We start from the raw sequence: 26,885 nt of genomic DNA on the forward strand, positions 1-26,885 counted from the left end.
TTTTAATTATTTCTACACGTAATTATAAAAGCCAAAAAATCTATAAATAAAACGATTGGGCTAAATAAAAGCAATGCCATTTGCGTTAAGGAAAAATTTTCCATGCACACACAGACAATATATGAATTAAGTCAGGAAGCGGAACGCTTGCTGATGCTCTCACTTGAACATCTCAGGCAATTGCAAAAATTGCCCATGACGTCGTTGGATGATGTCGCGCTAAAACAAGGAGAGCATAGCCGACAGGTTGTTCAACCCATGCATTTCAGCACGCGTGGCATGGATGTCCAGCAAGCAACGCTCAATAATGAACTGCGTAAGATTACGCGCCTGGAAATGGTGCTGGCGATTGTCGGTACCATGAAAGCGGGAAAATCGACGACGATTAATGCGATTGTGGGGACAGAAGTTTTACCTAATCGTAATCGCCCCATGACGGCGTTACCGACGCTAATTCGCCATACGCCGGGGCAGAAAGAGCCGGTACTGCATTTTTCACATGTCGCACCGATTGATGCCTTAATGAAAGTTTTACAGCAGCGCGTGCGCGAGTGCGATCGCCAGCGTCTTACGCAGACCCTGGAAGTCGATAAGGATATGAATGTCCTGCTGCAGCATATTGAAAACGGCGTGGCATTTGAACGGTATTATCTTGGCGCACAGCCTATTTTCCATTGCCTTAAAAGCCTGAATGACCTGGTGCGTTTGTCAAAAGCGCTGGAGGTCGATTTTCCTTTTGCCGCTTATGCCGCGATTGAGCATATTCCGGTTATCGAGGTTGAGTTTGTCCATTTGGCCGGACAGGCGAGCTATCCGGGGCAATTAACATTGCTGGATACGCCAGGGCCGAATGAGGCCGGGCAACCGCACCTACAAAAGATGCTGAATGAACAGCTGGCGCGGGCCTCTGCGGTGCTGGCGGTGATGGATTACACCCAACTGAAGTCGATTTCCGATGAAGAAGTGCGTCAGGCGATTATGGCGGTTGGTAAGTCAGTGCCGTTATACGCGCTGGTGAACAAGTTCGATCAAAAAGACCGTAATAGTGATGATGAAGAGCAGGTGCGGGCGTTAATTTCCGGCACGCTGATGCAAGGCGGCATTGCCCCGGAGCGAATCTATCCAGTTTCCTCGATGTGGGGGTATCTGGCGAACAGGGCGCGTCATGAGCTGACGACCCGCGGGCGGCTGCCGGATCATCAGGTGCAACGCTGGGTACAGGACTTTGCCGAGGCGGCGCTTGGCAGACGCTGGCGCACCACCGATCTTGAGGATACGGAGCACATCCGCCATGCCGCCGATCTGTTGTGGGAGGATTCGCTGTTTGAGCAGCCGATTCAGAAAGTGATTCATGCCGCTTACGCCAATGCTTCACTGTATGCGCTACGCTCAGCGTCGCATAAGTTATTGAATTATGCGCAAAGCGCGCACGAATATCTGGAGTTTCGCTCCCACGGATTAACGGTTGCCTATGAAAAATTGCGGCTGAACATCATGCATATTGAAGAGGATATGCAACAGTTAGAAGTGAGTCAGGGGCGGGTCAGCGATGAAGTCAGCCATGAGGTCGAGTTGGCGCTGGAGGCTGCTGCGGGCTATCTCAATGATCAACAGACTGAGATTCTGTGCGGCATCAACACGTTCTTTGTCAAAGAAAACGTCCTGATGATGTCACAACATGGCCTGGGGGCTGGCGTCTCCTCGGCAGAAATGGTCGGAGAAATGCTGGTGCTGCACGATGAAGGCCAGGCGAAAATCGTGCTGGATAAAATGCGTTCGTCCTGTGAAGTGGTCTTGCTGGCGGCGCAGGAAAGCATCAGCCGGGACTTAGCCCTGCGCTTTGAACAGCTTGAGTCGACACTGTCCCGGGCGCTTAATGATGCCATGCGCCCTATTGAACAGCGGGTGAAAGAGGAACTGAATCACGCGGGTTTTCGGGCGCGGATCCGTTTTCCGGCGTTTCATGCGGCGATGTTTAACTTCAACACCCGCCAGTTGTTTAACGAGGCCATTGAACAGGATATTCCGGCGGAGAATACGCCGTCTCCTGGCGGCGTGGTGCGTGATACCTTCTCGCGTTGGCTGAATCAACCCAACTGGGGATGGAATGATTACGTTGAAACGAAAACGCGTTATCTCATTGATATGGGCGCACTGCATAATAACCTTGTGCATTACGTCACCCAGTTTTGCCAACAAATTCGTAAAGCTTTAGCCGCTCAGGTCGATATTTCCGTTACGGCAGGCATGGCCACGTTTTTTGCTGATTTTTCACAGTGTTTGACGCAATTACAGGCGAGCCTGCGTGAGAGTCTGACCGTGCGCCAGCAAAATGAATCTGCGGTGAATGCCTTGAATGAACAGTTGCAGCATCGCATTACGACTGCGGCATGGCTTTATGAAGATTCCCGCTTGCTGCGCGACGATATCAATACCCTTTTTGCAACCGAGCACACATGACTAACGTGTTACTGGAAGGCCCCGGGCGGACGCTGGAGTGTGTCTACCCGAAGTTTATGGTCGATCTGGTTCAGGGAGATGAAACCAAACGTTCCGGCGGTTTTCTACAACAGCAGCAGCGCCTGCGTGCGCGCCTGACGCAGGAAGTATTATCCCAAACGCAACTGCGTGCGTGGGTGATGGCGGGAGTGTCCAGCGAGCATCTGGTGATGCGTCTCAAGCTGGTAGAGAAGCTGGCGGGCATGATCGACCCGGGTCATCTGGCGCTGGTGCGCATTGCCGAAGGGCTGAGGTTTTTACAACAAACCGAACAGCCTCGCGGGTTGCCCACGCCCGGCCTGATGCAGCAGGTGAGTGCGCTCACTGACTGGTTTACCCAGCGCGGTGCTTATAAAGAGAAAGCGCTGACGCAACGCGGTCTGACGGTGCAAGCTGGCGAACACAGCGAGCAAATCTTTACCCGTTGGCGGGCTGGCGCGTATGACGGCTGGTCGTTGCCTGGACGCTGTTTTGTTGCGCTGGAGGAGTTACGCTGGGGAGCCTTCGGTGACGCCTGCCGTTTAGCGAATGCCGATGTGGTGTCAATGCTAAAAGACAACCTGAGAACCATGGCTGCGCAGGCGCTGGCGGACAGCGTGAATGCGGCACCCACCACGCGTCATTACTATCATCATTGGCTCAGCACGCCAGTTGTCGGCGGCTCGGGCGAGCACAACGATATGTTAAGCTGGCTGGGGGATTGGTGCGATGCGCAGCGTCATCCGGTGAGCTGGTCGGTGACGCAGCGTTGGCAAAATGTAGCGTTGGGAATGCCGCGATTGTGTTCGGCTAAACGGCTGGTTGATGCGATGGTTGAGGAGATTTTTGCACCGTCCCCGCTCATCAATTGAGCAGGAACGGTGAGTGGGATAAAGGCAGGTTTAGTGGTGCAGGGAGTCTGCCGGGGTTGCCGCAGCCTCATTGACGACCAGATTTTTATTAAAACGTTTGGCATACAGCGCGGTGATAATCGGCACCAGAATGGCGGTGACAATCACGCTGGCGGCAACCAGCGCCGTTGCGGATGCGGCAACCGGTTCGAACGCCGGGTTAATCTGGGCGATAATCACCGGGTTTGCTACCGCAGCGCCTGCTGCGGAAGAGGCGGCTACGCCCGCTGTACCGTTCCCACCGCCAATAACGCGGTCAGCAATAATCAGTGGGATACCGGTGATAACGATAACCGCGACACCCAGCAGGATACCCAGCAGGCCTGTATCAACGATTACGCTCAGATTAATTGTGTTGCCCAACGCGAAGCCGAAGAACGGGATCAGCACCGGCGTGGCTTTGCTGAAGAAAGAACGCAGGTCGTGATCCAGGTTACCCAACGTAAAACCAATCAGGAAGGGTAATACCGCGCCGATAAAATGGTGTGGCTCGAAGGAGGCCAGACCTGCGGAGCCGAGGATCACCATGGTCATTAACGGACCGGATTCCAGAGACATCAACACAAATGCGCCGGACTCTTCTTTGGTTCCATACTGGTTCATCAGGCTGGCGTACAAACCGCCGTTAGTCATGTCCATCGCTGAAACAATTGCCAGCACGGAAAGACCGGCAAAGAACCCGGTTTGAATACCGGTATCAGGAATAAAGGAAGCAGCAATCATTGCCACTACCCACGCCACGGCTATTTTGGTTATTACCAACGTACCGGACTTGCGTAATACCGTGCCGGTTGCCCGTAAATCAATAGATGCACCGATACAAAAAAACCATACAGCCAGAATCGGTACCGTTCCGCTGATCATTCCTTTGGTAAACGAACCGAAATACGCACCGGTATCCGGAGCTAACGTATTTAACACTGCGCCTAATAACAGGGGAATCAACATCATTCCGCCGGGGATGCGTTCAATCGTGGCTTTAATTTTCATAAACGTCCTCATGTCTTGTCGCAGCTAATACTCGCGCAAGAAAGTAAAAATTAATAAATTCAAATGGTTACTAATGTCTTTTAACAAAGAAAATCGCTATCTCTTTGTTTTATAAAATCTAACGCGGCATACGTTGAGCGTGTTGCTGCTCCCAGGGATATTGCGTCTGGAATTAGTGTGCATTCATGGGAACGTTGATTCAATCAAAATAAAACGATGTTTTAGTTATCTTCATCACATATTCCGCGCAAAATTTCTTAAACGCTCTGATTATTAAAAAAGCTGTGATCTTTTTGTGAAGGGATTAGGTGATTTTTTTGCTAGCAGAATAATAGTGACTATTGTGATTGTTGGCGCAACAAAGCGATTTATTCTTGTATTTAATTGCCAGCAAATCGCAAGCATGACATGTAAAAAAGTTGACTCAGAATGACCTGATTTACGCAGGTTGACGAAATGGAAAACTATATGTGAAGTTGATCACAAATTTAAACACTGTTAGGGTAAAGAGGTCATTAACCGCCCAATCAGGCGTCAACAGGTTCGGTTGTACTGCGTGTTTCTCGTCAGTGTAAGTAAACCTGCTACGCTTGTTACAGGGAATGCGTCTGTGCGTTCCCCGCTCGGTGATGACCCTGACGCAGGGGCGTTAGGGGACTCGAACTGTAGCGTGACAGGGCTAAGTCTATGAGGACGGGTATGTTAAAAAGGAAAAAAATAAAACCAATAACGCTGCGCGACGTTACCATCATTGATGACGGTAAATTGCGAAAAGCCATTACCGCGGCGTCGTTAGGTAATGCGATGGAGTGGTTTGATTTTGGTGTTTATGGGTTTGTTGCTTACGCATTAGGTAAAGTGTTCTTCCCGGGGGCTGACCCCAGCGTGCAGATGGTTGCCGCACTTGCTACTTTCTCTGTTCCCTTTCTGATTCGACCGCTTGGCGGATTGTTCTTCGGTATGCTTGGCGATAAATACGGTCGTCAGAAGATACTCGCTATCACCATTGTGATTATGTCGATAAGTACCTTCTGTATCGGTCTTATTCCCTCGTATGCCTCGATTGGTATCTGGGCGCCGATTCTGCTGTTGCTGTGTAAGATGGCGCAGGGGTTCTCGGTCGGCGGAGAGTATACCGGGGCGTCGATTTTTGTCGCAGAGTACTCGCCAGACCGTAAGCGCGGGTTTATGGGCAGCTGGCTGGACTTCGGCTCAATTGCCGGGTTTGTGCTGGGTGCGGGCGTGGTGGTCCTGATTTCAACTATCGTCGGCGAGGACAACTTCCTTGAGTGGGGCTGGCGTATTCCGTTCTTCCTGGCGCTACCGTTAGGGTTGATTGGTCTGTACCTGCGCCATGCGCTGGAAGAGACGCCGGCGTTCCAGCAGCACGTGGATAAACTGGAGCAGGGCGATCGTCAGGGGCTACAGGAAGGTCCTAAGGTCTCGTTTAAAGAGATTGCGACCAAACACTGGCGTAGCCTGTTGGCATGTGTTGGTCTGGTGATTGCCACTAACGTTACCTACTACATGCTGCTCACCTATATGCCGAGTTATCTGTCGCATAACCTGCATTACTCTGAAGACCACGGCGTGTTGATTATTATCGCCATCATGATTGGTATGCTGTTTGTGCAGCCGATTATGGGTTTGCTCAGCGACCGCTTCGGGCGTCGTCCGTTTGTGATCATGGGCAGTATTGCGCTGTTTGTGTTGGCGATTCCGGCATTTATTCTGATTAACAGTAACGTCATCGGCCTGATTTTCGCCGGATTGTTGATGTTGGCGGTGATCCTCAACTGCTTTACCGGGGTGATGGCGTCAACGTTACCGGCGATGTTCCCGACGCATATTCGCTACAGTGCGCTGGCCGCCGCGTTTAATATCTCGGTATTGATCGCCGGTCTGACTCCGACATTGGCTGCATGGTTGGTGGAAAGCTCGCAGAATCTGATGATGCCTGCTTATTATCTGATGGTGATTGCGGTGATTGGTTTAATTACCGGCATGACCATGAAAGAGACCGCCAATCAGCCGCTGAAAGGGGCCACGCCTGCCGCTTCGGATATTCAGGAAGCGAAAGAGATCCTTGGCGAGCACTACGATAATATCGAGCAGAAAATCGAAGATATCGATCAGGAAATTGCCGATCTGCAGCTCAAGCGTACGCGCCTGGTGCAGCAGCATCCACGTATCGATGAGTAACCTTTTTCTGTAGGTCATGCCTTAAGGTTGACTTAATCTGTGTCTGGCAAACTCTCCTCCATAGTATCGGAGGAGAGTGTTATGAAAACCCGCATTTATGAAAGTTTGACCACCGTGTGCAGCCTGCTGATCGTCAGCAGCTTTTTGTACGTATGGGTGAGTTCTTACTGACCTTTCGCTAATTCCACCCAGGCGCGAGTGCCGGTGGTTCCCTGACGATTTTGCAAATAGAAATGCCCGTGATGTAACTGGGTGATACGACTGACAATGCTCAGTCCCAGCCCAATCCCGCCAAAACGGCTGTCCATACGCACAAACGCTTTGCTCAACTCCCCGCATTTACTTTCATCAATGCCGGGTCCTTCATCTTCAACGGCCAGGACGGCATCATGCCCGGTATTCAGGCTAATCGTAATATTAGTGCCTTCCGGACTGTAACGATGCGCGTTTTCTACCAGGTTTCTCAGTAACATTCGCAATAGCGTAGCATCGCCACGTACGACAACGTCCGCCGCGCTTTGCGGCAGGAGCAACGTCTGCTGGCGCAGCTCCAGCATGGTGCTGAGTTCATCGTAGGAGGGCAGAATAACGTCCTCCAGCAGTTTGACGTGCTGGTAGCTCCCGGCCGAAAACGACTGTCCGACGCGGGCAAGTTGCAGCAGTTGCGACACGCTGTCCATCATTTGGTCAAGACGGGCAATTAACGGCGTAACGTCGACCTTATGGGCTTTTGACAGTAATTCCAGATGCAGGCGAACGCCCGACAGCGGTGTACGCAATTCGTGGGCGACATCGGCGGTAAATAAGCGTTCGTTTTCGATAGTGGTGGTGAGCCGCGTTACCAGCTCGTTGAGTGCTGAGACGACCGCCTGGATCTCAACGGTTGAACTGTGAACTTCAATCGGCGCCAGGTTATCGGCGGCCCGCGTTTCTAACTCTTTTTGCAGATCCGCCAGTGGGCGAGTGATTCGCCGTACCGCCTGGTAACAAATCAGCAGCGTCAGGCTGACCATAAAGATGCCGGGGACGATCAGGCTGGCGATGGCTTCGCGGATCTCATGCAGGATGTGGCGATCGTTATTTCTATTTTCGCGTAACGCCTGCTCGAACAACTGTATTTGCTCGGTGCTTTCGTGCCACAACCAGAAGGTGCTTATCAACTGAAAGACCAGCAGAATAAGACCGATCGTCAGCATCAGGCGATGACGAAGCGGGAGCGGTTGTTTTAGAAATTGCAGCAGCTTCACTTAGCTTTCCTCAGTGGCAACCAGCATATAGCCAAATCCCCTGACCGTGCGGATCCGTGATTTGCCCACTTTGTCACGCAGGTTGTGAATGTGTACTTCCAGCGTATTGGTCGACGGTTCGTTATCCCAGCTGTAGATATCGTTATACAGGATTTCCCGGTGTACCGGGCTGCCGGCTTTGAGCATCAGGCGTGACAGAAGCGCGTATTCTTTCGGCGTTAAGATGACCTCTTGTCCGTCCATCCACACCTGGCGACGACCGATATTCAGCGTCAGATTGCCGACAATTAATTCACTTTCGCCCTGATTGTTATGACGACGCAGCAGCGCCCGGATGCGGGCGTGCAGTTCTTCCAGCGCGAAGGGTTTGACCAGATAGTCATCGGCACCCACGTCCAGCCCGCTGACCCGGTCTTTCACCGTGTCGCGCGCGGTGAGAATAAGCACCGGCACGGTGTACTTTTTCTGCCTGATGCGGTTCAGGAAATGCAGGCCGTCTTCATCCGGTAAACCCAGGTCCAGAACCACCAGGCTGTAATGTCCGGTCTCCAGACACTGCTCTGCTGCCCGGGCCGTTGATACGCCGTCGCAGGCATAACCTTCTGTTTGCGCGGCGAGTATCAGTCCCTGTAATAACAACGTATCGTCTTCAACAATCAGAATTTTCATTCGTTTAGCCTCCCCGGCAGGGTTGCAGAATATCATCTGCCGCCTGATATTTCTGTGTTTGCACGCCCGTTAATCCCAGCAGGGTGGAGAAGAGATTATCCTGCGAGAAATTCTCTGAGCTTGCCCGTTTTTGCAAACATGTCTGAGAGACCTGATAGCGTTGCTGATAATCTTCTGAGAGCCACAGCAGCATCGGCACATGTTTTTGCGTATCTGGCGCAATCGAATACGGCAGGCCGTGTAAATAGACGCCATTTTCCCCTAAGGATTCGCCGTGATCGGAAAGATAAACCAGGCTGGTGGTGAAATTATCCTGGTGCTCTTTCAGTATATTGATTGCTTTATCAACAATATAGTCAACGTAAAGAATGGTGTTGTCGTAAGTATTGACCAACTGTTGCTGTGAACAGGTCTGGATTTCGTTGGTGTCGCAGGTTGGCGTAAATTTCTTGAACTGCGCAGGATAGCGGTTGTAATAGGTCGGACCGTGGCTGCCGATGGTGTGCAGCACAATCACCCCGTCGCCTTGCAGGTTGTTGATGTACTCTTCCAGCCCGTGGAACAGCACGTCATCGTAGCATTCACCGTCAATACACTGCCCTGGCAGGTTCAGCTTAGTCATATTCTGGTGCGGTACCCGATCACAAGCCCCTTTGCAGCCACCGTCGTTATCGTTCCACAGCACGTTAATTCCCGCCCGTTGAATAATGTCGAGCACGCCTTCCTGATGCTGCGCCAGTTCCTCGTCGTAGTGCGCGCGCGGCATATCGGAGAACATGCAGGGCACCGACACCGCCGTCGCCGTTCCGCAGGAAGTGGTGTGGGGGAAATAGACCACATCATCTTTTTCCAGCAGCGGGTTGGTCTGGCGCGAATAGCCGGATAGCGAGAAGTTATCGCCGCGTGAGGTCTCGCCGAGAACCACAATCGTCAGGTTCTTACGCTTTTCTTTCACCATCAACGGATTGCGATGGGCATCTTCACCAATGCGCACCAGCGGCAGATGGGCCAGCCTCTGATGCGAATACCAGGAAGACGTCGCCACAATGCTGTTAGATGGGCTGAGGGATTTCACCAGTTCTTTGTTGTTGCGAAACAGTGAGGCGTAATCTTTATAGAAGAACGCGGCGACCAGCACGATCAGCAGCGCGGAGACCAGAATGTTCGCGCCACGAAACAGTACGCTGCGTAGCGCCGGAGTCATAGGCTTGATTCTGACCCAGCAGGCGATGAGCGCGGCCAGAATACCGCTCACCCCGAGCGTGATGAGCATTTGCGGCGTCAGCAAAGCGAAGGTTTCAGCGGGCGTGGTGTCCATCATGTTGGCGATCATCGAGCGGTCGATGATGATGCCGTAGGTCATGATGAAATATTGAGCCGATGCGCCAACCAGAATGAAAATGCACGCCACCAGGCGATTTAGCCACAGGAATGAGGCCAGCGTCAGCACAATATTCATGACGCTAAATGCGACGATCGGCATTGATAAAAACACCAGCACGTTGCGCACGGAGTCCAGTGGCAGGTCTTGCAGAACTTGTTTATAGAACGCAATGTTCAGGAAGGTCGCAAGATAAAATGAGATCAGCAGAAGCCAACTGATGAGCCCGAGAGTGGGCCTTTTAAACAGGAGCTTTAACATTAAGGGGGTTCCATCGACTAAGTGGCGCAAATCCTCTCAAAGTAAAATTAAGCCAACCTTAAGTTCTTAATGTTGATTTCAAGAATAACGGGGGAAGGCGTCAGCCCGATGATCCTATGCCATCGGGCTGACGACTGTTTGCGTTAGTTATTGTTTACCGGGGCATCCAGTGGATACGGGTTTTTATGGATCCGATTGTAGTTCAGTGCGTACAGCGCGGTGATGATCATCAGCGTAACGAACGACCACATCACCTCTTTGGCGCCGGAACCGACTACCGCCCAGATGCAGTAGACAAAGGCGATAAAGGTCACCAGTAAGTACATCGGACGCGCTTTACCGAAGTGGCCATGGCCGAGCAGCAGCAGCGCGGCGCAGGTGTAAAGATACGGCACCAGGGTGAAGATAACGGAGACCGAAGAGACCAGACCAAACTCTTTCGCTGCGTTCGGCGACATACTGCTGAACTGGAAGATGGTCATCAGGATGCCGACGATAATTAATCCGGCAACTGGCGTACCCGCTTTGTTCACGCGGGCAAAAATGGGTGGGAACAGGCCGTCATCGGCTGCCGCTTTGGCGGTTTGCCCGGCAAGCAGCGTCCAGCCGCCCAGAGAACCAAGGCACCCGGCCGCGGCACAGAAGGAGACAATCGCCCCTGCGGTGTCACCCAGCGCCATACGTGCGGCATCACCGAACGGAGAAGCTGAAACACGCAGCGCCGCGTTAGGGATCATACCCATAATCGCAGTGGTGGAGAGCACATAGCACACGGCGGCAATCAGCACGCCGCCCATAGTGGCGATAGGCACGTTACGTTTGGGATTTTTAACCACGCCTGCCGCGACGGAGGCGCTTTCCACCCCGATAAATGACCACAAGGTGACGTTCAGAGTGCTTTGAATCGCGCCGAAGGTGTTCATGCCGCTGACGTTCCAGGCCGCCATATAGGTTTCACCGCGGAACCAGAACCAGCCGAAAACGGCAATACCGACAATTGGCACCAGCGCCAGTACCGTTGCGACGGCCTGCACACGGGTGATCATTTTCGGTCCGACAATGTTCAGCAATACGAAGATCCACAGCACCACGACGCAGGTTAGCGTCAGGACCAGCGGATCTTTTAAGATGGGGAAGAAGTAGCTCAGATAACCGACGCCAATGACCACCATGGCGATGTTACCAATCCAGCACGCCAGCCAGTACAGCACGTTGGTCTGATAGCCTAAAAAAGGACCGAAACAGCGGCGGGCATAAGCATAAGAACCACCGGGACTGGAGTCTAAGGACGACATTTTTGCGTACACCATCGACAGTGCTAAAGCACCGATAATAGTGACCAACCATCCGTAGATTGCAATCCCGCCAGTTGACGCAAGGTTTGCGGGTAGCAGGAATACACCGGAACCCATAATATTCCCCGACACCATAAGGGTGACGGGGATTAAGCCCACTTTGTGAGCATCAGCATCCGTCGACATATTTTTTAACTCCTGATAAGGATAAATGACGCTTAATCATACCTCTTCAGAAGACTATTTTATGGTGACGGACTGGGGGTATCGCTAATGCTGATATTATTATGGCTTATTGCTATCTGATTAAAAATCAGGCAGCGGATGGCTCCCTATGTTGACTGACATAATGCAGTGGCGTCATTCCATAGAACTCTTTGAATACAGAAATAAAGTATGAAGTACTGTTATATCCGCACAGTTGAGATACCTGGGAAATGTTTTTGCCGTCCATCAATAACTGATTGACGGCATAACGCATGCGACATGTGGTAATTATTTGGCTGTAACTTGTATTTTCACTTTTGAGCTTTTTCTTTAACAAACTGGGACTCAGGCATAAGCAACTGGCGACCATGCTTAAATTCCAGTCTTTATGTATATCGCTCTCAATAATGTGATAGACGCTGTCGCTGATACGACTACGTAGTATATGCATGAGCAGAGAAATAAACTTTTTGCTGCCGAGAAAACGTGATAACACCGTGAACAGTAGCGAGCGTGTGCGCTCACTTTCACCTTCGTCCACTGTGTCCATAACGCTGTGTTGGGCGGCAACACGGAAGACATCCGGCGTCAGACACGCGGCGGTCATCACTGGGTTGGCACTCCGTTGCCAGAGTGGAATCTGTGAAAGGTCTTTATTTAAAAATCGCAGATAGTCTTTAATGATATCGCGACTGATATGTACGACCAGTGCGTTATTAAGTGATGAGAAATCGATAATATTATTATCGCATGCCACCAACGCCATATGATTAGTTTTTAAGCTGATGGCTTCTTTACCGTTAATCCTTAACCAAACATCCTTCTCCGCTAATACAACAACACAAGCTGCTCTGCTGCAAACCCTCATACCCAAACTCCAGGAATATGAACATAAAACACCGTAGCCCATCATCAGATGAACCATATCGGCTAAATTGAAATTGTATGATGAAACCAGGACTGCAATAAAATAACGTGTCTGAAATTAATTACAATGTTTGCGGGATTTTTCTTATGTACACAATTTTGTACGCAAGTGGAAACGTGCTATTTGCGTATAAAAAAAGCGCGGGGTGGTCCCGCGCAAAAAGGTATGACAATGTTATTGTTTTGCAGCAATACTCAGGAATTACTCAAGAATGACATGTCTACCTTAAACATCGGACTATCTATAAAGCGACATTATGCTTTCACGCACATGACGTGATAAACACCGTCAATAATTTCCGTTCCTTCGGTTTCATGTTCAAATCCAGGGAAGTGGTGGTCCCAGGACTGCAACGAACGTAGATAACTAATCTGCGGGCTATTGGCGTCGCCAAAGTTTTCCCCGGACAGCAGCATTGGAATTCCCGGTGGGTAAGGAATCACGGAATTCGCCGCTATACGACCCGGCAGATTTTCAATGGCGACCATCTCAACGTTATCGCTGACTATCGCGTTATAGGCTTCACGCGGGGTGATGTCAGCAACAGGCAGGCCGGAGTAGGCCGCGTTGAGTCGGCTGCCAGGGTTGTTCTCTTTCAGCCAGGCAAACATGGTGTCGCCCAGATCGTGAATGCCCATACTGGCGTAAGTTTCAGGATGTTCCTCAACCAGTTCCGGCATCACCTGCGCCAGCGGTGTATTGGCATCGTAATGGTGTTTGAATGAGCACAGGGTGTTGATTAGCGTGCCCCATTTCCCACGAGTAATCCCCATTGAGAACAGGAACATAATCTGGAAATCAGTGGTTCGGGTCGGTACGATACCGTGGCGGCCAAGCCAGGCGGTGACCAACGCTGCCGGTACGCCGCTCTCTTCCAGTTCGCCATCGTCGCCCATCCCCGGCGCCAGAATGCTGACTTTGATCGGGTCCAGCATGCTCCAGTTATCCGGCAGGTCTTTAAACCCGTGCCAGGATTCACCCGGACGCATCACCCAGCAGTTCTGGTCAGTGGTCAGGAGTTGGGTTGGCGCATCGGCAAAGTCATAGGTTTTGCCGGTCTGCGGATCGGTTACCACTTCTTTGTTCCACGGTTTGAAGAACCAGTCGCCTTCGGCGGTGAATTCTTTATACAACCGTGCCATGGCCTGACGGAAATCGACCGCTTCGTCGATCACTTCCTGAGTCAGCGACAGACCGCTGTTGCCGTCCATCATGGAAACCGCCACGTCGTTTGATGCGCAAATGGCATACAGCGGAGAGGTGGTGGCGTGCATCATGTACGCCTGGTTGAAGCGTGAGAAGTTCACGGCCCCACGACCTTCACGGACGTGAATGTAAGATGCCTGAGAGAGCGCATTCAGCAGTTTGTGGGTCGAGTGGGTGGCAAAAACGGTAGGACCGTTATGATCGCCCGGCGCGCCACGCATGGCGTAGTGATCGGCATAAATTGGGTTGAAGCGGGCATAGCCGTACCAGGCCTCATCGAAGTGGATGCGATCGCTGGTTTGCGCGAGCAGGTCCTGAGCCTCTTTGGCGTTATAACAAACACCGTCATAGGTACAGTTGGTCACCACGCTGTAAGACGGTTTTTGCCCGACTTTGCCTTTGGTCAGCGGGCTTTCGCTGATTTTTTTCTGTAACGTTTCAGGCTGCATTTCCTGCGGGTAGATAGGCCCGATAATGCCGTACCGGTTGCGGCTTGGCACCATGTACACCGGTTTTGCTCCGGTAAGGATTAGCCCCTGCTCAATAGATTTGTGGCAGTTACGATCCAGCACCACGACGTCGTTGTCGGTCATGCAAGCCTGCATAATGGTGCGGTTAGAGCCGGAAGTCCCGACCACAACGGACCAGGAGCGGTCAGCGCCAAACACGCGGGCGGCATATTTTTCGCTCTCGCCAAACGCGCCGGTGTGATCCAGCAGCGAGCCAAGGGATGCGCGTTCGATACCCATGTCGCTACGGAATAAATTTTCGCCGTAATAATCATGGTAAAAACGACCGGCCGGCGTTTTGGTGAATCCGACGCCGCCCTGGTGGCCTGGCGCGGCCCAGGAGTATTCATGGATGTCGCCGTACTTCATCAGCGCGCTAAACAACGGCGGCAGAAGCTGCTGGCGGTAACGGGTCATCGCCGCAACGGCACGCCCGGCGATAAAGTCTGCGGTATCTTCCAGAATCCAGGCGAATTCATCGACAAGCTCCAGCAGGTCGCGATCCAGCGATGCGGTGGCTTTTTCGCGATCGCCCAGCAGGAAAACGGGAACGTTTTGCTGGCGCTCGTGGAGCTTGCCGATCAATTGCCTGACGTTCAGGTGCTCGTCTTGTTGTTCCATTTGATAGCTGAACATCAGGCAATCAATGGCTTCATTGGCGGCGAGGATTGCGTAACCATCGTCGAATGAGGTGGACTTAATGACGGTAACATTTTGGCGGCTTAATGCGTCAGCCAGACGTTCGACAGCGCTACCGATCCAGGTGTCCTGATGCAGAAACTCACTTTCAACAATTAATACTTTCATCATCTTTTACCCGGTTGTGGAAAGGTTGCAATTTATGGATTGCAGACACACCGTATGAATGTGACGCAGGCAAGTATTATCCTGACAAAATGAGCTGTAAAGCGGATGAAAAATAGGCTGATTTGTATTTAATTTGTTTTTAAACAATCGGTTATGTTCGCTTGTTGGCGGTTTTTCACCGCCGTTTATCGACAGGGGGAATATTTTTTTGGCTGATACTGATATTGGCGAATGATATCAGCCAGCCATTGTTTGCCGACGCTGCTGGCTCAGTTTGCGGTACTGCTGCGGCGACATGCCGACAAATTTGCTGAAGGTGTCATAAAAACGGCTACTGGATCGGAATCCGGCGGTTAACGCAACGTCGAGAATGGTTTTATCGGTATCGCTAAGCAATGCGCGGACGTGATTGATGCGCATCGCTGTGATGTACTGCTTCATGGTGAGTTGCATCACGCGCTGGAAAATCCCCATTGCGTAGTTGGCGTTGAGCTTCACGTGCTCCGCGACGTCGTTGATCGTGAGCGCCTGGTCGTAGTTATCGGCAATAAAACTCAGCATTTGGCTGACGTAAAACTGGGCGTGCCGGGACACGCTGTTTTTGTGTGTCCGCGAGGTTTTATTGACCAGGATAGGCTGCCAGCCGGAAAGGCTAAACCGCTTGAGCATCAGACCAATTTCATCAATGGCGAGCTGGCGAATTTGCTCGTTCGGGTTGCTCAGTTCCTGTTGCCAGCGCTGAACTTCAAAGGTGCTCAGCTGCTGCGACGCCAGCGATTTGATGACCATGCCATGAGTAACGTGGTTGATCAGTTCGCGATCCAGCGGCCAGGAGAGGAAAAGGTGCATCGGTAAATTGAAGATAGCCATGCTTTGGCAACTGCCTGGACGCGTGAGCTGATGCGGCGTACAGGCCCAGAATAGCGTGATGTGTCCCTGTTTTATCTGCACCACTTCGTTGTTGATAAGATACTCGACGTCGCCATCAAACGGCACATTGATCTCCACCTGCCCATGCCAGTGGCTGGCAGGCATTGCATGCGGTGAGCGCAGCTCAATGTCCATCCGTTGATATTCTGAGTACAGCGACAATGGGCTGCGAGTTTGTTCTTCATCGCTACTGCACATGTGCGGATCGGGGGGAAGAGGCGATGTCGGTAATGTACTCATGGTTGCTCCATTTCCTGAATTATCAGAATCATGTCATTTGCTGCGCATTAAGGCTGAGAATCAGGACACAAATCGGACCGATATCATTGAGCATAGCGAGATTTTGGGACCGCATACTCTGCTTTTTGGGCAATTTTGTCCCATAAACTCAGATCCACTAGCGGGCAAAGAGGCGATCTGAGTTTATGGGAATGCTCGCCAGGGAAGTCGGAAGTTTTCAGCTATGCGCTGTGCCACCATGACTGTGTTCACTAATGTTCTGGAGAGTCATGATGTCTGCACCCAAAATTACCTTTATCGGCGCCGGTTCCACGATTTTCGTCAAAAATATCCTTGGAGACGTTTTTCATCGCGATGCGCTTAAATCTGCGCATGTCGCCCTGATGGACGTTAATCCTACTCGGCTGGAAGAGTCACACATTGTTGTGCGTAAGTTGATGGACTCAGCGGGCGCGTCCGGACGTATCACCTGCTACACCGATCAAAAAGCGGCATTACAGGACGCCGATTTTGTGGTGGTGGCTTTCCAGATCGGCGGTTATGAACCATGTACCGTCACCGATTTTGCTGTGTGTAAACGTCATGGTCTGGAGCAGACGATTGCCGACACGTTGGGGCCTGGCGGTATTATGCGCGCACTGCGCACTATCCCGCATTTATGGCAGATTTGCGAGGACATGACCGAAGTTTGTCCGCAGGCTACCATGCTTAACTACGTTAACCCGATGGCGATGAACACCTGGGCAATGTATGCACGCTATCCGCATATTAAGCAGGTTGGACTGTGTCATTCGGTGCAGGGAACAGCGGAGGAGCTGGCCCGCGATTTGAACATCGACCCGGCCTCTTTGCGTTATCGCTGCGCCGGGATCAACCATATGGCGTTTTATCTGGAACTCGAGCGCAAAACGGCTGACGGTGCCTATGTGAATCTTTATCCGGAACTGCTGGCGGCTTATGAATCCGGTCAGGCGCCGAAACCGAATATTCACGGAAATACGCGTTGCCAGAACATTGTGCGCTATGAAATGTTCAAAAAACTCGGCTATTTCGTCACCGAGTCGTCGGAGCATTTCGCCGAATATACGCCATGGTTTATCAAACCCGGGCGTGAGGATCTGATTGAGCGCTATAAGGTTCCACTGGATGAGTACCCAAAACGCTGCGTGGAACAGTTGGCGAACTGGAACAAAGAGCTGGAGGAGTACAAAACGGCGGCGCGAATCGATATTAAACCGTCGCGCGAATATGCCAGCACTATCATGAACGCTATCTGGACCGGTGAACCGAGCGTGGTATACGGCAACGTTCGTAATGACCATTTGATCGATAACCTGCCGCAAGGCTGTTGTGTGGAGGTGGCTTGCCTGGTCGATGCGAATGGTATCCAGCCAACGAAGGTGGGTACTCTCCCGTCGCATTTGGCGGCTATGATGCAAACTAATATCAATGTTCAGACTCTGCTGACGGAAGCCATCCTGACAGAAAATCGCGATCGTGTTTATCACGCGGCGATGATGGATCCGCATACCGCTGCGGTATTGGGGATTGAGGAGATTTATGCGCTGGTTGATGACCTGATCGCGTCTCACGGCGACTGGCTGCCGGCCTGGTTACACCGTTAACACACAATCAAGCCGGGCAGAGCATCCGGCGTTTAACCTCTGACGTTTCCTCTTACAGAAGGCGGGCGCTGGTAACAGCGACCCGATACCCTATGAGCATCTCTCTGACAACAAAACTCAGTTATGGATTTGGAGCGTTTGGTAAGGATTTCGCCATCGGTATCGTGTACATGTACCTGATGTATTACTACACCGACGTGGTGGGATTATCGGTAGGCGTCGTTGGAACGTTGTTCCTGGTGGCAAAAATATGGAATGCGTTTAACGATCCGGTGATGGGTTGGATAGTGAATGCTACCCGGTCGCGTTGGGGAAAATTTAAACCCTGGATCTTACTCGGCACGTTGGCGAACTCGTTGGTGCTGTTTTTGCTTTTTAGCGCACACCTGTTTGAGGGGACGGCGCAAATCGTATTTGTTTGTGTGACGTATATATTATGGGGGATGACTTACACCATTATGGATATTCCATTCTGGTCGCTGGTCCCCACCATTACGCTGGATAAACGCGAGCGTGAACAACTGGTGCCGTTCCCCCGTTTCTTCGCCAGCCTTGCCGGGTTTGTCACCGCGGGCGTGACGCTGCCTTTTGTGAGCTATGTTGGCGGTGCCGATCGCGGCTTCGGTTTCCAGATGTTTACGTTGGTGCTGATTGCATTCTTCATCGCGTCGACGCTCGTCACATTACGCAACGTTCATGAAGTTTATTCCTCCGACAGCGAGGCAACGGCGGACAGCAGTCGTCTACCGCTAAAAACGATTCTCGGGCTGATTTACAAAAACGATCAGCTTTCATGCCTGTTAGGGATGGCGCTGGCTTACAATGTTGCGGCCAATATTATCACCGGATTTGCGATCTACTATTTTACCTATGTTATTGGCGATGCAGATCTTTTCCCGTATTACCTGTCATATGCCGGCGCAGCGAATTTATTAACGCTGATCCTCTTCCCACGCCTGGCGAAAGCGCTTTCTCGTCGAATACTCTGGGCTGGCGCTTCTGTGATGCCTGTTTTGAGCGCAGGCGTATTGCTGATTATGGCTCTGGCGGAGTACCACAATACCTTCCTGATCGTTACCGCGGGGATTTTCCTGAATATCGGTACTGCGCTTTTCTGGGTGTTGCAGGTCATTATGGTGGCGGACACCGTCGATTACGGTGAATACAAATTCAATATTCGCTGTGAGAGTATTGCCTATTCGGTTCAGACCATGGTGGTTAAAGGGGGATCAGCGTTTGCAGCATTCTTCATTGCAGTGGTACTTGGGCTGATTGGTTACGTACCCAATATGCCTCAATCAGCGGAAACAATCCTCGGAATGCAGTTCATTATGATTGTCCTGCCCACATTGTTTTTTATCGTCACACTGCTGCTCTATTTCCGTTTTTACCGACTTAACGGCGATACGCTGCGCAGGATCCAGATCCATTTATTGGATAAGTACCGTAAGGTGCCGCAGCACGATGAGCAACCGGATATCCCGGCTATTGCGGTAGCCGCTCCAGGCGATATGAAGGCGTAACTATGGAATGGCATTCGTGGATTGGGTATTTGGCAGCCTGCCTGACGACGCTCTCTTTCTTACCGCAAGCGATTAAGGTCATTACCACCCGCAACACGCAGGGTATCTCCGGTTTAATGTATGTGATGTTTGTGTGTGGGCTGGTTTTGTGGCTGATTTACGGATTATTGATTGAAGATACTGCCGTCAGCATGGCGAACTTTCTGACCCTGTTGTTCGCCTTGCCGATTCTGGTTATCAAATCTCGTAATGGGTAGGGCAGACTGCCGGATAAGCGTGAGCGCTATCCGGCAGTTTTTAACTGTCTGTTGTGCCAGCCAGCCAATAACAGCACCGTTGTCAATGCGCCGAGCAGAGCGCAGAACATATCTGACTGGGTATCCCACGGGTCGCCCTGCGTACCAAGAAAATCATCCGCCCCCTGGCCCATTGCCAGCGCCGCCCACCATTCGATCAGTTCATACATTGCGCTAATCGCCAGCGCTACGCAGCAGACCAAAAATGCCAGCATTTTTCGGCCACGAACAATACTACCGCGCACTAAGATCTCTCTTGCCGTCAGGGCAGGCACCAGCCCCTGGAAGAAGTGACCCAGCTTGTCATAGGGGTTACGACTGAGATCCAGCCATTCCTGAACCTGAAAACCGACGGGAACTTTAGCGTAGGTATACATACCGCCGACCATCAGAATGATGGCGTGCAAGAAAATGAGCGTGTAGAGCAACGGCGTCAGCGGGTAGCGCTTAACGGTCACCAGCAGCAACGGGACAACAATAATGACCGGCGTGACTTCCATCAGCCAGGTTATTTTCTCCGAGGCGGAGATTCCGGTGTAGATAAGAATCAACGCCAGGAACAGCGCGCCAGAGTACAAAATTGTGGGGTTCAGTGTGCGGAGCATTGCGAATTCACAAGTAATGGAAAAGGTTACTATTCCCTGTGAGCGGTAAAAATTCAACGCCAGTAAATGGGGGGATAAAGTTGGCCCGGGGGGATCACTGGACTGACGCCAAAAAAACAGGTGTCAGTCCAGTGCCGGGCCGAATGGGTTACCTGGCGCAGTTAGCGCATTGTTTGCTGACGATTTGCTGGAAGAAATCGTTGCCTTTGTCATCGACCAGAATGAAAGCCGGGAAATCTTCTACTTCGATTTTCCAGATAGCTTCCATACCCAGCTCCGGGTATTCCACGCATTCCAGATGCTTAATGCTCTGCTGCGCCAGTACTGCTGCCGGACCACCAATGCTGCCTAAATAGAAGCCGCCGTGTTTGTGGCAGGCGTCAGTCACCTGCTGGCTTCGGTTACCTTTTGCCAGCATGATCATGCTGCCGCCGTGAGACTGCAGCAGGTCAACATAGGAGTCCATACGACCCGCGGTGGTTGGCCCTAAAGAGCCGGACGGATAACCCGCAGGTGTTTTGGCCGGACCCGCGTAGTAGATCGGATGATCTTTCACGTACTGCGGCAGGCCTTCGCCGGACTCAATACGTTCTTTCAGCTTCGCGTGAGCAATATCGCGACCAACAATGATGGTGCCACTCAGCGACAGGCGGGTAGAGACCGGGTACTGAGAGAGCTGGGAGAGGATCTCTTTCATTGGGCGGTTGAGGTCAACTTTAACCACTTCACCTTCGCCCGCCTGGCGCAGGGATTCCGGAATGTACTGAGCTGGGTTATGTTCCAGTTTTTCGATCCAAATCCCTTCGCGGTTAATCTTGGCCTTAATGTTACGATCTGCGGAGCAAGAGACGCCCATACCGACCGGGCAGGACGCGCCGTGGCGAGGCAGGCGGATCACGCGGATATCGTGCGCGAAGTATTTCCCGCCAAACTGGGCGCCGAGGCCGAGTTTTTGCGCTTCTTCCAGCAGTTCCTGTTCCAGTTGTAGATCGCGAAACGCCTGGCCGTGAGCATTACCTTCAGTCGGCAGTGCGTCATAGTAATGCGTGCTGGCCAGCTTCACCGTTTTAAGGGTGCTTTCCGCTGACGTGCCGCCAATGACGAAGGCGATGTGGTACGGCGGGCAAGCTGCGGTACCCAGCGTGCGCATTTTCTCAACCAGGAAGTTTTTCAGTTTGCCGGGAGTCAGCAGCGCTTTGGTTTCCTGATACAGGTAGGTTTTGTTCGCTGAACCACCGCCTTTAGCCACGCACAGGAATTTGTATTCGTCACCGTCCACGCTGTACAGGTCGATTTGCGCGGGCAGATTGGTGCCGGTATTCACTTCTTTGTACATATCCAGCGCCGCGTTTTGCGAGTAGCGCAGGTTATCTTCGATATAGGTATTAAATACGCCTTTGGAGAGGGCCGCTTCATCGCCGCCGCCGGTCCACACGCGCTGGCCTTTTTTACCCATGATAATTGCCGTACCGGTGTCCTGGCAGGTTGGCAACACGCCTTTGGCGGCGATTTCGGAGTTTCTCAGGAACTGCAGCGCCACGTACTTATCGTTTTCGCTGGCTTCGGGATCATGGAGAATTGAGGCGACTTGCTGTTGGTGTTCAGGGCGGAGCATGAAGGAGGCATCGTGGAAGGCTTGCTGGGCCAGTAGCGTAAGTGCTTCAGGGGCTACTTTCAGAATTGTTTCGCCTTCAAACTCGCCGACGCTGACGTGATCGGATGTCAGCAGGTAGTACTCAGTTTTGTCTTCCCCCAGTGGGAAAGCCGCCTGGTAAGTGAATTCAACTTTTGACATTTGCTTCCAGCCTTTTCATTTTTCTCAGGAATTTTAAAATTCTCTGTGTCTTAACGGTGGCGTGCCGTACCAACGTGGACGGCACGCGAACTGTAATTACAAGAAACCGTACATTGCGGCGAAGATCCAACCAAAGACACAGGATACGCTTACGCCGATCAAACCTGGCAGAATAAAGCTGTGGTTGATAACGAAGCGGCCGATGTGGGTGGTACCTGAACGGTCAAACTGAATAGCCGCCAGGTCGCTCGGGTAGGTCGGCAGAATGTAGTAACCGTAACATGCAGGAGCGGAAGCCACGATGTACGCTGGATCAACCCCGATTGCCAGCGCGACCGGAACAATCGCTGCCAGCGCCGCTGCCTGTGAGTTTACAAATTTGGAAACCAGCAGCAGAACAATTGCATAGGCCCACGGATACTCTTTCACCATATTGCCCAGCACACCTTCGATTTCTGTCATGTGCGCGCCGAACATTGTTTCGGCCATCCAGGCAATACCGTACACCGCCACAATCGCGATCATACCGGAACGGAAGACTTCGTTTTTAGATATTGAAGCGGGATTGGTCTTCGTCAGGATAATAATCAGCGCACCGGTCAGCAGCATGAACATCTGGATGACCAGTACCATTGACAGCGGTTTGCCGCTGAAGGTAGGACGCAGCTCAGAGAACGCGCCGAGCACGGCAACCACGGCGATTGCGGCAAGGAAGATCCACATGGCCAGCCAGTTGCTTTTCGGCAGTTTTTTGTCTAACAGCGTGGCGGTATCGCCATACACATAGTTGTGGTTTTCAGGTACGGAAATGAACTTCTGGAACTCTTCATCTTTATCCAGATCTTTACCGCGGAACCAGCTGAAGATACCGATCGCCAGGATACCCAACAGGGTAGACGGGATGGTGATGCTGAGCAGGTCGAGGAATTCGAGATGCTTGCCTTCAAACGTGACGTTCCCCAGCATTGCCACCAGTGACACAACGGCGACGGAAACCGGGCTGGCGATAATCCCCATCTGCGCACCGATAGAACTCGCCGCCATCGGACGTTCCGGACGAATATTGTTCTTAATGGCAACGTCATAAATGATTGGCAGGATGGTGTATACCACGTGGCCAGTACCGCAGAGAATCGTCAGGGTGCAGGTCACGAACGGGGCGACGATGGAAACGTATTTTGGGTTACGACGCAGCAGCTTTTCAGCGATTTGCAGCATAACGTCAAGGCCGCCGGAGGCCTGCAGGGTTGCCGATGCGGCCACCACGGCAATAATAACCAGCATGACATCTACAGGTGGTTTACCCGGCTGGAGATGGAAAACGAAAACCAGAATGACCAGGCCGATACCGCCTAATAAACCCAGCGCGATACCGCCCTTTCTGGCACCATAAAACAAACATATTAATATTATGAGAAGTTGTATACTAAATAACATTTTATTTACCCTCGCGAAAAACCCAGTCAATTTTTTGAAAAATGGATCTGTGCCACATTCTTTTTTGCCAGAATAGGCATCAAAAAATGGTCAGTATTCGATATGTCCGTATTTGCGATTAATGTTCAAATGTCTTGCTAGAATGTTTATTTAAAGTTATGGCGATATTTTGCTTTTTTCTGTGGCTTTGATCAGAGGAGAGAATCCTCAGGCGATGGGAAGCAGAGCTGGACATAGAGAGCCGCGGTTGACGCTGTAATTTATCTGTTTTGCGTTTTCCGCTATTACGTGAACCACCGACAGAATGAGTGAGTGGGTTATTTATGTGATCACACTCACGCCATTTCATGATGTGATGAGGTTGGCGTGCGGATACTTTTATTTGCTCACAAAAATGTACGGTGTCCATGGTACGTAGCATGGTCTCCATTGCTACCAGTCTAGATTTTGTATGTCTGGTTAATTTCAGACTAATCCTTTATGGGTAAAAATACACACTCTGCGAGTTAGATAATACTTAATTAACTTTTGTTAGCGATTTTGAAATTAAAAACAGTGTGACATTAATCAATATTAAAATAACGCATTTAACATGCCGGATACAAATATATTTGATCTAACGCAAATTTATAATTCTGCAGCATGAACCAGTAAAATAGGGATTTTTCATTATTTTAATAATTGTTACCTTCAAATAACAAATAATCCCCAATTGTTTTTATTGGCAATATTGTTTAAGCAATGAGTAATGTTCCGCCTGAACGCGGTAACGATAAACCGGTCGACCGGTTACGCCATAATGGATGCTGGTAAATAAAATGTGACAATTGACGAGCCAGATAAGATATTTGCGGCAAGAGACGCGCGAGATATTGACCTCGTTGGCCAGTTCATCGGTGGAGAATTCCTGATCCTGATGCTCATCAATCCACTGGCACAGCGTGCGTAAAGTTTGTGGCGTTAATCCTTTGGGTAAGCGCCGCACTTCCTGCTCATTAGAGGAGCTACCGTGAATCAACTGGTCAAGCTCAGACTGTTCATAGTACTGATGCTTTTCCATTTCAGTTTTCTTCTGTAGCCAACCGGTCAGTGCCTCTTCAAAACGGGAAGCCTGGAAAGGTTTGATCAGGTAGTCAACGACGCCATAGTGGAGAGAGTCTTTGATGGTGGTCGCGTCGGCGGCGGAAGAGATGACAATGACATCACACTTGCAACCTTCGCTGTGCAGAACAGGTAACAGATCCAGACCGTTTTCTTTTTGCATGTAAATATCAAGCAAAATCAGGTCGATATGATGACCGCTATGAAAGATTATCTCTTTTGCTTTCTCCAGCGTGGAGGCTGTGCCGCAGCAATGAAAACCGGAGAGTTGCGCGACATAACGGCGGTTTAATTCCGCTACCATTGCATCGTCATCGACAATTAAGACATTGATCATCTGCTGGCCCTCTCACCATTCCACGGTAACTGTACAAAAAATTGGGTGAAGATCCCAGGTTCAGACTCGACGGATATATTACCGCCAACGTTTTCAACCTGTTGTTTAACAAGCGCTAAACCTACGCCCCGTTCGGTTCCTTTTGACGAAACGCCCTTCTCAAAGATGTGCTCAATGTGTTCGGGGGCGATCCCCGGACCATCGTCATTCACTTCGCAATGCAACCAGCCGTGTCGATAATGCAAGGATACGCTGATCTCACCGCCAGGTTCTTGACCTAGCGCCTCCAGGGCGTTTTCAATCAGATTCCCCAGAACGGTAATCAGCACCGCCACCTGATCTTCGTTGCTATTTTCTGGCAACTGGCTTTCATTACTGATCACCAGGCTATGGCCTAAATCAGAGGTACGATTAATCTTACTGAGTAAAAAACCTGCGATCACCGGAGATTTTATTTTTCCTAACAGTGAGCCAATCTCTTCCTGGTAATTGTTCGCGGTCTTCAGGATGTAATTTTCAAGCTGCTTATAACTTTTCAGATGCAATAATCCCAGAATCACGTGCAATTTATTCATGAATTCGTGGGATCGTTCACGAAGTGCATCGGCATAGTTGACCATGCCGTCCAGTCGTTGCATCAGTTTTCGCACTTCAGTCTTATCTCTGAACGTTGAAATGGCCCCGATGATTTTACCGTTGCTGAGTACCGGAACGGTGTTAATTAAGAGTAGCCGATCCTTAACCATGATCTCTTCATCGCGACGCGGCGTCCCGTCATGCAGTACCTGTGAAAAATCGACTACCTGTGACCACGCGTGGCTGAGCGTGGAGAGCTGGGCATCGTCTTGTGACTTGTGGTAATCGAGCAACTCCTGCGCAGCCTGGTTTATCAGCGTCACTTCACCGCACTCGTCAACGGCAATGACGCCTTCTTTTATCGAGTGCAGCATCGCCTGGCGTTGTTCGAACAGATTGGAGATTTCATAAGGTTCCAGACCAAACAGAATGCGCTTGAGGACCTTAACGAATATCCATGTACCGAGCAGCCCAACCAGCACGCCAAATAAGATGGACCAGATGATGCTGCCGCGGCTGTTATTGATCTGTTCAGCAACTCTGCTTAGCTCAAGACCGATCGCCACCACGCCAATTTGCCGGTGATGTTCGTCATATATAGGAGTGAACACCCGCAGGGCTTTAGCCAGAAATCCGCGATTAATGGCGACATTCTCTTTACCTTGTAGGGCCAGCAAAATGTCATCGCCTTTAAACGGCTGACCGATTCGCTGTGCTTCGGGGTGGGAGTAACGAATGCTTTGCATATCGGTGACGACGATGAACAAAAAATCGTTGCTCTTATTCACCGCCTGAGCAATCGCCTGAATGCCGCTTTCTGCAGGCTTTTTCATTAGCCCCTGGCGGATCTCCGGGGAGTTTGCCAACGTTCGTGCGACCGCAAGCGCTTTACCTGCTAACGCATCGCGCGTCATATTGCTGATCTGTGAGAAATAAATCAGATGAACGACAAGCAGCACGGAGAAGAGTACCGCACTGACCATGAGGATCACGGTAGTGCCGAGCTTCATCGGGCGTTTGCGTATAGCAGTACGTTGCAGAGAGTGTCTCATCACGGTCCTGGAATCACGGTTTGTACGGGTATTATCGCCTGATGGGATGCGTAATTCAAAGGTGGTAGGGATGATGGGGCATGCACTACCTGTGCATTCCTTCTTTATATATCGTAGAGCGAGTTTCTTTCTATATAGCGATTTCCTTATTCGTTTTCTCTTCTTTTCAGGGATGTTGACCGCTAATTTTCTTACGATTGTGGATAACTCTGTGTGTAAATGGGTATAAGGCGGGGTTTTGCTGTGGAATGCAGCACTCAGTCATTTTTCTGTCATT

20 protein-coding genes are annotated in these 26,885 nt (G+C 51.0%); 7 read left to right on the forward strand and 13 right to left on the reverse strand.

Features of this window, described 5'->3' with window-relative positions; all coding sequences use genetic code 11:
• Window positions 1-102 precede the first annotated feature (102 nt).
• Together crfC and OGV80_RS00155 are read left to right on the forward strand one after the other, a co-directional pair.
• A complete protein-coding gene (crfC, locus tag OGV80_RS00150) occupies window positions 103-2,460 on the forward strand; it encodes a clamp-binding protein CrfC (protein ID WP_286513142.1) in 2,358 nt (785 codons plus the stop codon).
• Window positions 2,457-3,350, forward strand: coding sequence for a diguanylate cyclase regulator RdcB family protein (locus OGV80_RS00155; protein WP_200001555.1), 894 nt, complete (start codon window positions 2,457-2,459; stop codon window positions 3,348-3,350). Before crfC ends, OGV80_RS00155 begins: the two co-directional genes overlap by 4 nt.
• Before the next feature lie 30 nt (window positions 3,351-3,380).
• Here the strand turns inward: OGV80_RS00155 and kdgT are convergent, their stop codons facing one another.
• Complete coding sequence (gene kdgT, locus OGV80_RS00160; protein WP_043018129.1) at window positions 3,381-4,379, reverse strand: 2-keto-3-deoxygluconate transporter; 999 nt, start codon at window positions 4,377-4,379, stop codon at window positions 3,381-3,383.
• Window positions 4,380-5,078: 699 nt separating this feature from the next.
• Here kdgT and proP point away from each other — a divergent pair.
• Complete coding sequence (gene proP, locus OGV80_RS00165; protein ID WP_043018130.1) at window positions 5,079-6,581, forward strand: glycine betaine/L-proline transporter ProP; 1,503 nt, start codon at window positions 5,079-5,081, stop codon at window positions 6,579-6,581.
• Between the two features lie 81 nt (window positions 6,582-6,662).
• The gene (gene pmrR / locus OGV80_RS00170) at window positions 6,663-6,752 is read left to right on the forward strand and encodes an LpxT activity modulator PmrR (RefSeq protein WP_008321468.1); all 90 of its coding nucleotides are present in this window, start codon (window positions 6,663-6,665) and stop codon (window positions 6,750-6,752) included.
• Here the strand turns inward: pmrR and pmrB are convergent.
• From pmrB to melR, 7 genes are all read right to left on the reverse strand, one after another.
• Window positions 6,746-7,819 (reverse strand): two-component system sensor histidine kinase PmrB, encoded by a 1,074-nt coding sequence (gene pmrB / locus OGV80_RS00175; RefSeq protein ID WP_087052826.1) that lies wholly within the window; start codon window positions 7,817-7,819, stop codon window positions 6,746-6,748. The genes pmrR and pmrB overlap by 7 nt on opposite strands.
• Before the next feature lie 9 nt (window positions 7,820-7,828).
• Complete coding sequence (gene pmrA, locus OGV80_RS00180) at window positions 7,829-8,497, reverse strand: two-component system response regulator PmrA (protein ID WP_043018133.1); 669 nt, start codon at window positions 8,495-8,497, stop codon at window positions 7,829-7,831.
• A 4-nt stretch (window positions 8,498-8,501) separates the two neighbouring features.
• The gene (gene eptA / locus OGV80_RS00185; RefSeq protein WP_200001553.1) at window positions 8,502-10,139 is read right to left on the reverse strand and encodes a phosphoethanolamine transferase EptA; all 1,638 of its coding nucleotides are present in this window, start codon (window positions 10,137-10,139) and stop codon (window positions 8,502-8,504) included.
• A gap of 143 nt (window positions 10,140-10,282) precedes the next feature.
• Entirely contained in the window at window positions 10,283-11,620 is a 1,338-nt protein-coding gene (gene adiC, locus OGV80_RS00190) for an arginine/agmatine antiporter (protein ID WP_003031853.1), read from the reverse strand.
• 127 nt (window positions 11,621-11,747) lie between these two features.
• Window positions 11,748-12,509 carry an AraC family transcriptional regulator gene (locus tag OGV80_RS00195; protein WP_043018135.1) on the reverse strand — a complete coding sequence of 254 codons (762 nt, stop codon included), beginning with the start codon at window positions 12,507-12,509 and terminating at the stop codon, window positions 11,748-11,750.
• Between the two features lie 314 nt (window positions 12,510-12,823).
• Window positions 12,824-15,091 (reverse strand): arginine decarboxylase, encoded by a 2,268-nt coding sequence (adiA, locus tag OGV80_RS00200; protein ID WP_140389865.1) that lies wholly within the window; start codon window positions 15,089-15,091, stop codon window positions 12,824-12,826.
• A gap of 237 nt (window positions 15,092-15,328) precedes the next feature.
• Window positions 15,329-16,261, reverse strand: a complete 933-nt coding sequence (gene melR, locus OGV80_RS00205; RefSeq protein WP_043018137.1) for a transcriptional regulator MelR — start codon at window positions 16,259-16,261, stop codon at window positions 15,329-15,331.
• Between the two features lie 269 nt (window positions 16,262-16,530).
• Between melR and melA the strand changes: the two genes are divergently transcribed.
• The 3 genes from melA (at window position 16,531) to OGV80_RS00220 (ending at window position 19,666) form a co-directional block, all read left to right on the forward strand.
• Window positions 16,531-17,886 carry an alpha-galactosidase gene (gene melA / locus OGV80_RS00210; RefSeq protein WP_087052793.1) on the forward strand — a complete coding sequence of 452 codons (1,356 nt, stop codon included), beginning with the start codon at window positions 16,531-16,533 and terminating at the stop codon, window positions 17,884-17,886.
• A gap of 92 nt (window positions 17,887-17,978) precedes the next feature.
• Entirely contained in the window at window positions 17,979-19,409 is a 1,431-nt protein-coding gene (gene melB, locus OGV80_RS00215) for a melibiose:sodium transporter MelB (protein ID WP_043018139.1), read from the forward strand.
• Window positions 19,410-19,411: 2 nt separating this feature from the next.
• Window positions 19,412-19,666 carry a SemiSWEET transporter gene (locus OGV80_RS00220; protein WP_043018140.1) on the forward strand — a complete coding sequence of 85 codons (255 nt, stop codon included), beginning with the start codon at window positions 19,412-19,414 and terminating at the stop codon, window positions 19,664-19,666.
• 26 nt (window positions 19,667-19,692) lie between these two features.
• Here OGV80_RS00220 and OGV80_RS00225 read toward each other — a convergent pair whose 3' ends face one another.
• From OGV80_RS00225 to OGV80_RS00245, 5 genes are all read right to left on the reverse strand, one after another.
• Window positions 19,693-20,310, reverse strand: a complete 618-nt coding sequence (locus OGV80_RS00225) for a DUF2238 domain-containing protein (RefSeq protein WP_043018141.1) — start codon at window positions 20,308-20,310, stop codon at window positions 19,693-19,695.
• A 148-nt stretch (window positions 20,311-20,458) separates the two neighbouring features.
• Window positions 20,459-22,105: a class I fumarate hydratase FumA gene (fumA, locus tag OGV80_RS00230; protein ID WP_075145326.1), complete on the reverse strand. Its 1,647-nt coding sequence runs from the start codon at window positions 22,103-22,105 to the stop codon at window positions 20,459-20,461.
• Between the two features lie 96 nt (window positions 22,106-22,201).
• Window positions 22,202-23,542, reverse strand: coding sequence for an anaerobic C4-dicarboxylate transporter DcuB (gene dcuB, locus OGV80_RS00235; protein ID WP_003031873.1), 1,341 nt, complete (start codon window positions 23,540-23,542; stop codon window positions 22,202-22,204).
• Window positions 23,543-24,260: 718 nt separating this feature from the next.
• Window positions 24,261-24,980: a two-component system response regulator DcuR gene (gene dcuR / locus OGV80_RS00240; RefSeq protein WP_043018143.1), complete on the reverse strand. Its 720-nt coding sequence runs from the start codon at window positions 24,978-24,980 to the stop codon at window positions 24,261-24,263.
• Window positions 24,977-26,608: a sensor histidine kinase gene (locus OGV80_RS00245; RefSeq protein WP_043018144.1), complete on the reverse strand. Its 1,632-nt coding sequence runs from the start codon at window positions 26,606-26,608 to the stop codon at window positions 24,977-24,979. Before OGV80_RS00245 ends, dcuR begins: the two co-directional genes overlap by 4 nt.
• Between the last annotated feature and the right edge of the window lie 277 nt (window positions 26,609-26,885).

The sequence above is a fragment of the Citrobacter sp. Ce119 genome (genome assembly GCF_030334525.1).
In the GTDB taxonomy this organism is placed as follows: Bacteria; Pseudomonadota; Gammaproteobacteria; order Enterobacterales; family Enterobacteriaceae; genus Citrobacter; species Citrobacter europaeus.